Annotated in this window: 10 protein-coding genes; 2 read left to right on the top strand and 8 right to left on the bottom strand. The window is 40.2% G+C overall.

Annotation, left to right across the window (positions count from 1 at the left end):
* Positions 1–44: 44 nt before the first annotated feature.
* The 8 genes from KQI32_RS12350 to KQI32_RS12315 form a co-directional block, all read right to left on the bottom strand.
* Positions 45–590 (bottom strand): RHS repeat-associated core domain-containing protein, encoded by a 546-nt coding sequence (locus tag KQI32_RS12350; RefSeq protein ID WP_216425730.1) that lies wholly within the window; start codon positions 588–590, stop codon positions 45–47.
* Positions 591–709: 119 nt separating this feature from the next.
* On the bottom strand, positions 710–1,219 hold the full coding sequence (locus KQI32_RS12345) for a stalk domain-containing protein (RefSeq protein ID WP_216425729.1): 510 nt from the start codon (positions 1,217–1,219) through the stop codon (positions 710–712).
* Positions 1,220–1,299: 80 nt separating this feature from the next.
* A complete protein-coding gene (locus KQI32_RS12340; RefSeq protein ID WP_216425728.1) occupies positions 1,300–2,190 on the bottom strand; it encodes a WG repeat-containing protein in 891 nt (296 codons plus the stop codon).
* Positions 2,191–2,202: 12 nt separating this feature from the next.
* On the bottom strand, positions 2,203–2,625 hold the full coding sequence (locus KQI32_RS12335; protein WP_216425727.1) for a hypothetical protein: 423 nt from the start codon (positions 2,623–2,625) through the stop codon (positions 2,203–2,205).
* On the bottom strand, positions 2,603–3,013 hold the full coding sequence (locus KQI32_RS12330; RefSeq protein WP_216425726.1) for a hypothetical protein: 411 nt from the start codon (positions 3,011–3,013) through the stop codon (positions 2,603–2,605). The genes KQI32_RS12335 and KQI32_RS12330 overlap by 23 nt, the downstream gene beginning before the upstream one ends.
* A gap of 174 nt (positions 3,014–3,187) precedes the next feature.
* Complete coding sequence (locus KQI32_RS12325) at positions 3,188–3,598, bottom strand: hypothetical protein (RefSeq protein WP_216425725.1); 411 nt, start codon at positions 3,596–3,598, stop codon at positions 3,188–3,190.
* A gap of 50 nt (positions 3,599–3,648) precedes the next feature.
* Positions 3,649–9,012 carry an RHS repeat-associated core domain-containing protein gene (locus KQI32_RS12320; protein WP_216425724.1) on the bottom strand — a complete coding sequence of 1,788 codons (5,364 nt, stop codon included), beginning with the start codon at positions 9,010–9,012 and terminating at the stop codon, positions 3,649–3,651.
* Positions 9,013–9,023: 11 nt separating this feature from the next.
* A complete protein-coding gene (locus tag KQI32_RS12315) occupies positions 9,024–9,986 on the bottom strand; it encodes a hypothetical protein (protein ID WP_216425717.1) in 963 nt (320 codons plus the stop codon).
* 610 nt (positions 9,987–10,596) lie between these two features.
* Between KQI32_RS12315 and KQI32_RS12310 the strand changes: the two genes are divergently transcribed.
* Both KQI32_RS12310 and KQI32_RS12305 read left to right on the top strand, forming a co-directional pair.
* Entirely contained in the window at positions 10,597–11,445 is an 849-nt protein-coding gene (locus KQI32_RS12310) for a hypothetical protein (protein WP_216425715.1), read from the top strand.
* Positions 11,446–11,599: 154 nt separating this feature from the next.
* Positions 11,600–11,868, top strand: a 269-nt coding sequence (locus KQI32_RS12305) for a transposase (RefSeq protein ID WP_216423449.1), incomplete at its 3' end; no start/stop codon positions are given.

Raw genomic sequence — 11,868 nt, 5'->3', positions numbered from 1 at the left:
TGTTTACTTATATTCATTTCTACAACTCCCAGCGCCCACATAGTTCAAATGCTTACTTGACGCCCAACGAAAAAGAACTGACTTTTGAGGAGGTGTTTTCCTCTTAATCTTTCTCTTTTTCTGTCTATTTTATTGACTATTGTCCAATCTAATTTTATCCACGTATTTGATAAATCCTCAATTGCCCGATATACAACAGGATTATTATCCTTAAATCTACTATCACTTCCATCTTCAGCCCAGTTACCCGTAGGATCCCTGAAATTCACCGGATTATTTCCACAATATATATACCAATTCACGCCGTCCTTCGCCGGATCCTCCGTCGTAAACCTTCCGGTTTCGCTGTTATAGTACCTCGCTCTGAGATAGATGAAGTTGGTTTCATTGTCGAAATATTCTCCGCAGTAACGGAACGGATTATTGTCGTTCTCCTGTGCTGTTGTCTGATTCCCGAAGGCGTCATAATCATAATTTTTCGTGATGGTTCCGGCGGCGTCAAACAGTGCCGCTGTATCCCCGTGCACGTTGAAGGAATAATACTCCCTCTCTCCTCCGTTCAGATAATACTGCACGCTGTACTCCGCCAATAGCTCCGCATCCCCCTCCTTGATAACAGAGATCTTTAGGTTGTTATCGTTAAATATATCAAAGGGACGGTGCTAGTGACAGTTTTAAAATTGTCAGGAGAACCGTCCCTTTTTGTTTCTTATCGTTTTCTGTTAATGGTTACTTCAGTCTTTATTTCCAAATCATATCCGAAATAGTTAAGTAATCTTCGCATAGTATCTGGGTAAAGGTATATTCTGTCATCGATCATCTTGTAACCTCCTCCTGCTCCCATAGGGTTCAACTGAATATGATCCTTTAATAATTTGGAATCTCCAGCTTTTATATTTTTCACATAAAAATACTTATCATTCGGGAAATACCTATTAGGAGCTTTCATTTCACAAACATACTGCTCTCCTTGTATTGACAATATGATTCTTTCTGTTTCAGCCTCCCATTCTATCTTTGCGCCCAATTCTTCAAAAACCGAACGGAAAGGAATAAGGTAACTTCCGTTTAAAACCACGGTTTCGCTTATATCAACAACTTTATTTCCGGACAAATCTTCTTTCTCTCTTTCCGCTTTTATATGTTCTTCTGCATTTGCACCAAATACAAAAATATTCATCAAAAGAATCGATAAAACAACTGCTGTCATTCTTTTCATACGATTTACCTCCAAATTTGATTTCACGAAATTGTTTTTACGACAATATTATTTGTGACTTTTCTATGATACCTTTCTTTTTAAATTAATAGATTCTTCTGACCGGCAGCCTCTTGTACATCTTCAAGATTGTCATAGATACAATCAATTACAAAATCAAAATTCCAATCAATCATACCCCATTTTTGATCTTTTTTTACATATGCATATCCGTTTTTAAAACTTAAAGCTTCATCAAAGGTCATTTCTGTCACATAATTTCCGTCTGTTCCTATATAACTCCACTTATTGTATGTTCTACCATCTGGGGGCAGAGGAGCTCCGTATCCTTCTTTTAAAACGGCTGCTCGACCTTCACTGAAACTATACGCAAGCAGAAACTCTTTATCGAATTGCTTTTCTCCATTTTTATTTATAAAATAAAAGATTGTATGTTCAGTCATAGAACCGCCATTATCCGATATATCGGAGACAGCGACTAAAGCATAGCCATGACTGAAATTACTTGCCTGATCATACATACAAGGAATTACTTTATCTTCTTTTTCATTAATAAATCCATATTTCCCGTCAGAGCCCTTACCCCCTTTTATTGCAGCTAATCCATCATGAAAAGAAGATGCATAAGAATATTTAGGTTTTATAACAACTTCATCCTTTTTATTTTTATAACCATATAGACCATCCTTTTCAAACGGATATAATCCATTCTCTTCCTCATCAATGACACAAATCATTCCATCTCTCCATTCTACCTTTCTATCTAGAAGTTCAAAGAGTTCCCTCAAAGGAACATAAGTCCTATCATTTATTATGTATATAGGACTATCCAATTGAATCTCTTTATTGTCTATAAATATTTGATAGGACACCTGTGATATATTTATCCCTTGTGCAAAACTTATAATCCCTGCATTAATACATAAGCTGATGAATAAAATAAGCAAAACAGCAAAAAAACTTTTCTTCATTTTACAACTCCTTTATTTATATAGAATCCCTAACTCATCAAGCAAATCAGTATTTTCACTCCATCTTTGCCACTTATCTTCTTTTTGTGCTTTTAGCATCATAGCATAATCAACCTGTTGGGCTTTACCCTTTACCTCCCATTGATTGTTCATCATTGCTGGAAATTTAATTGGTATCCCGCTATCATTATATAAATCTCCGATTCCTAATGCATGTCCAAATTCATGGGCTACAGTCATAGCAAAATCAGATCCTGAATATTTATATGAATTTCTAGAATCTCCAATATACATCTCAATAGAACCTGGATCACTTTTTGAATACCAGCCAGATAAATTCGATACCCCATACGAATCCTTTATTTCTATATTTAAACTCTTTTGCTTATTCTTTGTATAATGAAGACCTCCATCATTTAGATCGACAATTATCACTTGTACGGTTTTCCCTTGAAACTCTCCGGACCATCCTGTTATGATCCCTCACGATATTTCCTTTGTAGTCCGAACGCTGCTTGATCACCGTATCCGCAAGGGGATCGTTTCTCAGGCGGGTTGTCTTGACTTGGCTGACCTCCCCCAGGTTATTCTCTAAATCATAGGAAAATTCCTGCTGGCTGAGAACCGTATCCCCCTCCTTGATAACAGAGGTCTTTAGGGTGTTATCGTTGTGATAGGTATACTCTACACGGCTTTTTTCCTGGCTGCCGTCGAACACAGCGATGGATGCCGGACAGTTAAACGCGTCATAGACTGTTTCCTTTGCCTTTACAAACTGGTTGTTTTCATTCAGGACATAAACCGCCTTCTCATTGCCAAACACATCGAAATGATACTGCGTCTTTACCTGTCCCTGGCTGACGGTTACGATATTGTCCGTGTCATTGTATGTAATCTCTTAATTTTTTTGTCTTTAAGCAGTCATCGAAAACTCGACTTTTTCAGTGGTCACGAACCGTCCCCCTGATATACTGACCTTTCAGCAACCAGTTATGCCCTAATTTTTATTCTGATTAAATATGGTTTGAATAAATGCTCCAATTGTTCCTATGGTAGCTCCAATAAAATCAAAAATGTAAATTATCGCCATTGCAAAGCCATCACCCAACGAAAATTCAACAGCATTTGGATATTTATTGTAATAAAAGTAATTCACTACCCCAAATCCATTAAATATTAATTCCCAAATTAGAAAACCAATTACCATTACTATCACTGATAAAATAAGGTGTTTAATACTATCGCTTTTGAGAACAAAAAATACAGCTACTGAACTTGGGACTGCCATAAGATAAAAAACAATATTAGCAAAAGATACATACAAAAATACTATATAACCTATATTTCCAACAAGAGAAATTACCAGTCCTGCAATTACTCCCTTTAAGCACGAAAGCCAAATATTCACAATAATCCTTGCTCCTCATTCTACTTATTAGCTTACTATAAAATTTTGAATTATCTTGGTGCCGAACCCGGTTGTGGACTTAAAGTTGATTTATACCACTCATATCCTTTCCATATCATATCCTGATCATGTCCTTCATTACTCCAATCGCTAAATCCATGATTTTTAAATTGATTACCGACAGAACCAATAATCAAAGAATAAGAAAAACCACTCACTCCACCAAGGTATCCATATGTAATATTTCCAATTTCCTCAAGAGTAAAAAATTCACCAAATAGTATCATTTGAGTCGAATATCCAGGAAATGTTGCTCCAATAGTATTTTCCCAAGAGGAATAACCATTATTATAATATTTTAAATTCCAAATTCCATCATCCCCAACCATTGAAGCAAACCAGCCAAAATCGCCACTATGCTTCATAAATTCTTCTTTATCCCTATTCAAAGCATTGTTAATTGGAATACTTACATCTTTGTATTGTTTTCTTCCAATTGTAGATATTATAACTCCTACACTAATATCCTTTTGAGTCCTATAGATTAGTCCTAAACTCGTCCATGTCTGCAAACCAACAACGCCCTTATCTTTTCCCGTATTGCCAAGTCCCATATCATCTTTATATGCATTTACAGCCGCTTGTGTTTTTGGTCCATAGTATCCCCATCCGCCGTCAGACATATCAAGATACCCAAGCCAAGCTAATTCATTTTGTAAAACTTCAACATCTTCATTATAGGTTTGGCTATATGAAAGTCTCGTATTGTAATCAAACAATCCCAGAGGATCAATTCTGTTTATAGGGTTGTTAGAGCAGTAAGCATACCAGTTCATCCCATTTCTCACAGGATCTTCACTTATAAAACGACCGACAGATGGATCATAATACCTATTTCTTAAATAGATGAAGTTGGTTTCATTGTCGAAATATTCCCCGCAGTATCGGAACGGATTATTGTCGTTCTCCTGTGCTGTTGTCTGATTCCCGAAGGCATCATAATCATAATTTTTCGTGATGGTTCCGGCGGCGTCAAACAGTGCCGCTGTATCCCCGTGCACGTTGAAGGAATAATACTCCTTGTCTCCTCCGTTCACCGTTCTGGAAACAAGCGAAAGCCCTCTGTGATAGACCTGTTTCTCTCCACTCTTCTCATCCATGACAATATTCTTCCCGTCATAGATATGCTTGGTGGTCAACCCGCCTGTGGTCTTTGTCTGGCGAAGTCCGCTGTAGTCATAGGTATAGGTTGTCTCCGTTCCTCCTATAACCGTCTTTGCCATCCGGTTCAGGCTGTCATAGGTGAAGGTATCGGTGTTTTCTCCCTGCTGTACCGCCGTCTGATTCCCGTTGGCGTCATAGCTGTAGGTTTTCTGCACGCCTGCGTTCTCCTCGCTCAGAAGCCAGTTGTTCCGGTTATAGGTGTAATTCGTTGTGCTTACCGTATTGTCCGCCAGATTCTGCACTGTTTTTTGACTGCGGTTCTGATTGCTGTCATAGAGATAATCGGTGACGCTGGTATTTTCCACCGTCTCCTTCGACAGTCTTCCCATCCCGTCATACACATAGCTGACAGACGGTTTTCCGGTTTCCTGTACGCCCGAACGGTTTCCGTTCAGATAATACTGCACGCTGTACTCCGCCAACAGCTCCGTCGGAGATTTTTTGCTGGTCTGCGCGGTTAGAAGCCCCGCCTTGTTGTAGGTATATTCCGCAATCGACTGATTGTTGGTATTCGCGCTTAACAGATTGCCGTTAAAGTCGTAAGTATAGCTGGTTTCGTCCTCCCCGTTGACCACGCTGCTCAGACGGTTCAGCTCATCGTAGGTATAGCTGGTATTCAGTTCCAGAGTTCCGTTGCTGTTCAGCTGGAACAGCGTACGGTTTCCATTCGGATCGTATTGGTACGTTTTTACAATACCATTCTTTTCTTCCTTTGTCAACCGGCTGAGGCCGTCATACGTATAGGCCGTGGTTCCCGTGCCGTCGGTTATGCTGGTGGGTTTGCCCAGCATATTGTATGCCATGGCAATGGTTTCATCGGAAGAAGTCTGGCTTGTCATGCGTCCCAAACCATCATATTGGTATTGAATGACCGTGCCTTTTTTATCGGTCGTCTGCTTCAGGTTTCCCAAGCTGTCATAGGTATACTGAACCGTTGCGCCCAGCGGATCGGTCAGGGTGGAAAGCTTGTTTATCTCGTTATACTCATAAGCTGTCACCGAATGGACGGAAGGATCCACTGCCTGCTCCAAAGAGGAAAGTCCTGTGATCTGCTTTGTCACATTTCCCAAAGCGTCATATTCATATCTCACCACATTGTCTTTTTCCCCGTCATTGACTCTGACGGCGGTCAGACGGTTCATGCTGTCATAAATATTTTCCGTGACGGAATAGGCTTCCGCTTCTCCCGGCTTGTTATTCTGCTGCTCGGTCTTTGTCAGGTTTCCGTTTCGGTCATAATAATATTTGGTTTTTGCTGTGACATTTTCTTCGATTGGCGTCCGGGTTTCCGTCAGGAAGCTTAAATAGTTATAAAGATATTGTTTTGTATTGCCGTTGAAATCCGTTTCCTGCGTTTTACGCGCCATTTTATCATAGGTAATAGAAGAAGTCTTTCCCTGAGCGTTTGTGACAGAGGAAAGCAATTTTGGAATTTCATAAGTATAGGTTTCGGTATTGCCGTTGAAATCAATCTTTTTGATCATATCGTTGGCTGCGTTGTATTCATATTGCTGGCTGATGGTTTGCAGATTTCCGTCGGCATCCGGATAGCACGCTTCCTCCGACACGATATTTCCTTTGTAGTCCGAACACTGCTTGATCACCGTGTCCGCAAGGGGATCGTTTCTCAGGCGGGTTGTCTTGACTTGGCTGACCTCCCCCAGGTTATTCTCTAAATCATAGGAAAATTCCTGCTGGCTAAGAACCGTATCCCCCTGCTTTATGACTGAGGTCTTTAGGGTGTTATCGTTGTGATAGGTATACTCTACACGGCTTTTTTCCTGGCTGCCGTCGAACACAGCGATGGATGCCGGACGGTTAAACGCGTCATAGACCGTTTCCTTTGCCTTTACAAACTGGTTGTTTCCATTCAGGACATAAACCGCCTTCTCATTGCCAAACACATCGAAATGATACTGTGTCTTTACCTGTCCCTGGCTGACGGTTACGATATTGTCCGTGTCATTGTATGTAATCTCTTTTTCAGAGCCGTCCGGATAGGTGGTTCTCACCAGACGGTTTGCGCCGTCATAGGCGTAATGTGTAATATTTCCTTTCGGATCCTGCTCCTGCATGAGATTTCCAAGAACATCATATGTTTTTATGGTCACAGCCTTTTTTTGATCTGTATCCGTTAAATGTTCAACATCTCTGACTTCCGCAGTGATTTTCAGAAATTGATCCGTATTTGCGGATGTTTCATAGGATAAATAAGTCGTGACATGCAGTTTGTTGTTTGATTCCGAATATCGGTCTTTTGTTCGAATAACGTTCCCTGAGCCATCATATTCCAGCATCTTATAACGCAAGTCATCGTATACGGCGCTTGGCGCCTTATAATTGGGATCATATATTGCACGAACTTTGTAGCCGTTGCTGTTTTCCAATGTCTTGATTCCATATGTGGTATAGGAATAACCTGACTGGTCAATTAAATTTTCTGTTGAGACGGAATCCTTATAAGTTTTGGAGGTTAACAGATACTGATGTTCCGTATCATATGTTTTGTCTGTGATTAATTTATAGCTGACATCCCCGTCCTTTACCGTTTCTGTAATACGGGTGGGAAGATAATTGCCCTCCGGCGCTTTCTTATAAGTATATTCCTGAATTACGGTATTGTTTTCCCCGACCGTTTCCCTTTTCTTCAGCGTACCGTCAGCATTGTACGTGTCGGTCACCTGATAGCCGCTTCCTTCTTTGTTCATAACGGCAATGGACTGCCGTTCAGAGGTGAGCTCATAAGTCCAAGTTGAAACATCCTTTTCAACAATTTGTTCCCCCGAGGAATCTGACAGCTGCCGTTTTACAACCCTGCCCAGTTTTCTGTAACAATCCGTTAATTTGTTGTCAGAATAGATATAGGGCACCTCGGCAACCGTGTATCCATACTGCACTTTGCCGCCTGTATCAAGTATTATCTCGCTAAGCGTATACCCCGGCATTCTAAGCGGAATGCTTGTGTTTCGCAGAAACAGGATGTTATCGGTATCATGGGAGACATAAGTGACCGCTTTGTCCCCCTTTGTCACGGTCAGGAAGCATTTATCATCAGAACGGTAATAATTATTCGGATCCAAGGCAGGATCGTTCTCCCTTGTTGTCACAAAAGAAAGAACCTGCTTGCCGTTGACGCTGATATGATCGGAGCCGAATGTAATTTTTCTTCCGTATGAGTCTGTAATATAATTTAAAGATTTATCCGTGTTCCATGTATAAGAAATCGTGTTATTATACCGGTCTGTTTTTTTCCCGATCAAGCCGTCTTTTCTCATATGAAACTGAACGCCGTCGTCTCGTTCAATGACAAACTGAATATCAGAGGGAATTAAATTTTTTGCATATTTAAATGAAACGATTTTATACATTCTGGAAGGCTGGCTTGACTGTCCTTCATAGATATAAAATCTTGTCTTCGCTGTGTTCATATCTACCTTAATGCCGCTTGAGGTATATGTATAAGTGATGATATAATCCATCAGCTGACCGTATTCGGGATCGTAGAAATGTCCGCGTTCGATATTTCCGGTCGCTTTTGTGCTTCCGGAGCTTTTTATTTCAAATTCATCGGTTGTTTCAAAATAAGGGAACTCATAATTCCAGCCGTTTCCCAATTCAAAAACACCGGACATTGTCATCTTTTTCGGAACCCAGTAATTTCCGTATTCGTTTTGGGAACTGGGTCTGACCGTCAAATCTCTGTTGTATACGATTCCGTTTTTGGTGATAGAGTTTGTCCCGTTTTCTGCAAGAAACATTTCCTGCTCGCTGTCATAGTTGACATAAATGACGTCAGACGGCTTTGCGGAAGAAATATATTTAATTCTTACAACCCTTTCTGTCCGGGAGCCCGATGAATATTTTCCCAGATAATAAATATAGCTTTTGTGATCTTCGGTCACCACATTGCTGTTATAGCTTCTTGTCAGGCTGAAATCAAAACCGCCCTTTCCCGGCAACGTCAAATCGGTGCTGGTATAGATCAAGTTACCCTCTCTGGTGTTTACCTTCTCGACGCCTGCATCTGACACCTGAGTTTGCTGCAGCTGTTCCGTTCCGTAAATATCATAGTAACGCTCTTTATTGATCAGTGCATCGATCTCCTGGGAGGTAGCCGCAAAAGCACAGTTGAACCCCAAGCAAAGCAGAAACGCTGATACAATACCTGCAAAACATAATATCTTTCTCATTCAATGACCCCCTATTCTTCACGGAAGAGTGCAATGACTTCTCTGACAGACATTCCCGCATTCAACTTTTTCTCAATCGCATCCTTTTCAATATGGGGAAGTTCCTGTTTTGCCTCATTTAAAACGATATCATCCACTCTTTCTTCAAAGCCGTTTTCCTGGATAAACTGATACACTGCGTCCAAAAGAGCTGCAACTTCATTTCGGCTTGCTTCCTTAATCTTCCCATCCTCTATCACAGAATTGATATCACATTTTAAAATTTGAGCGATATCAATACTTTCCAAAAGCACAAATCCATCTGTAATATTGCCGAAGCATTCCGGCGAAAAGGAAATCTCAGGATATATCTGAGCAATGATTTCGCTTATATCTGTCCCGTTTTTCATATCGCCGATTATCTCACGGATCGTTTTGACTCCTCTTCGCGATAAAATATTCGCCAGCTGAACATCTTCCAATCCGATCGTTTCATCTAAAAACGCCAAAATTTCAGTTTTATCCAAGGTGTTCTCATTGTTCGTATAGGTATCAAAAGCGTTTTCTGCCCAGTAATCTCCGCTGAATTCGTTTTGCTCCCCAATCGCATACATGGGACCGATGTCTGAGTAGTTCAGGCTTGTATTTTTTATAAAATAATATAATTCACAAATTTTTGATAAATCCCGTCCACTGTTCACTTGTTCCATAATATAGGTTGTTTCTTCGGCGGACAAATGATACTTTATAAGAATATTGGCATATTGCGTAATGCCTCTGCGTATTTCGTCGGTATAATATCCGTGAGAACGCATAACAGATACCATATCTTTTGCAATAATTTCTCCGCTTAACTGCTGGGAGATGCTGTTCTGAAAGGTATCTTCCGATATTTCGGTTTGTCCGATTCCCGCCTGTACTAAAATAAAGATACTTGTAATCAGGCAAATACACAGCACAATTGCCATTGAAACAATTATTTTTTGTTTTCTCATCTTTTTATAAACTCCTTTTTCTCATTTTTTCATACGCTTTTTAAAAAAATTTTAACTTGTATTCATAACAGCCTCTTTTCAAAAATGGAATATACTAACCAAAAAAACATATATTTTAATGATTATCCATAATTTTCACAGCAAGAAGTAGTCTACCATATCGCAATTAATTTGTCAATATTTATATTTTATTGTTTATATTTGAAGAAAAACCTTATTTTTATATATGATCAAATCGTGATTTCATCCGCTCTTCCCATTCTTCACGGAATTCTCTTTTTTGCATAATATAAAAAGTGCGCAGTTCTCTCCGCGCACTTTATTCTTTTTATTAAGTTACAATACCCCTTTCCCTGAAATATCTTTTCATTCAAATGATTCGCTTCACAAAATCATCCAACGATTCAGGAAAGATTATAGTACCGTTGAAAAGAGGAAGCGGATTTCTTTGTCGGAAAAGCCAACGGCTAACCCTGCTTTTCATGACAGAAGCAGGGAACATTTTTCGCAAGGTTATAAAAAGTAGTCACTTATAGAGGTTTTTGTCATATTATATTATTGAGATTGAGACGAATCTCTCTATATCAATTTTAAATGGAGGTTATGATACATGGCTGATAAATGTAATCCGAACGGAAACAATTCATCCATCCGAGACAAAGTCTGTATACATACGGATAAGGTCTATGATGCCTGCAAAGAAAAAGACTGCCTTGAAGACCTTAGAGTATTCCTAACAGTTTGTGGCCAAGAGATCGTCGATCGAGCAATCAACGTAAAATTCCGGAAAGCGGAAATCATCTGGGTATATACCGATGTAGAACCCGTTCCTTTTAATAAGGGCTTCTATACGGTTGACTTAAAATACTTCTTCAAGGTATATCTGGATGTGTTTACCGGATGCGGCAGGCCGGTGTTGGTAGAAGGTCTGGCAACCTTTGACAAAAAGATTATTCTTTTTGGTTCCGAAGGTAATGCAAAAATCTTTTCTTCCAAATACCGCCCCAACGATTCTGATATTGCAGAATGTGTCAAAACAAATCTGCCCAAAGCAATCGTTGAAGTTGTTGACCCCATTGCGCTGAATGCAAAAATCGTTGATAAGTCCGACAGCTGCTGCTGCGAATGTGACATGGATGTCTCCAGCATTCCAGGGGAAATCTGCAAATGCTTTGATGATGACATTGTCGTTGCAGGACATAACAGAAAAGTCTATGTGACTCTCGGCCTTTTCACAATTGTGAGGCTGGAAAGAAGCGTAGAATTACTTATCCCGGTATATGATTTCTGCGTGCCGGAAAAAGAATGCGTAGGTTCTACGGAAGAAGATCCATGCAACATCTTCAGAAGACTGAAATTCCCTGTAGATGAATTCTTCCCGCCCTGTAAACCGTCCAATATAACGGAACAGGCAAATAATAATGTATGTGAAAATAACAACAACAAATGCTGTAGATAAAAAATAAATGTTATTACTTCCTTCACAAAAACAGCCGGCAGGTTTTTCACCTGCCGGCTGTTTTTCAGCCTGTCGAAAAAGTCCAGTATACACTGGGCTTTTTTGCGTATGTGTGGTAAAATAAAGATAAGAAAAGACTGGGGAGGGACGGCGTGTGCTAGCAAAAGAGCAGGAATTGCGCAGAAATGTAGTAGAAATCCTATGTTTGGAGGAGCTGGTTCCATCGGAGCATCTGCTGCGGCAGATTGACAGCGCGGTGGATTTTACGCATCTGTACGACTTGGTGGATGCGCTTTACAGCCGTGACAACGGCCGTCCCAGCATTGACCCGGTGGTATTGTTCAAAATTGTGTTCATCCAGCACCTGTACGGCATCCCCTCGCTGCGCCGTACCATGCAGGAGATTGGCATGAACATCGCATA

The organism is Acetivibrio sp. MSJd-27, assembly GCF_018918095.1.
Classification (GTDB): Bacteria; Bacillota; Clostridia; order UMGS1840; family HGM11507; genus HGM11507.
This window is presented reverse-complemented; position numbering and strand designations above follow the sequence as displayed.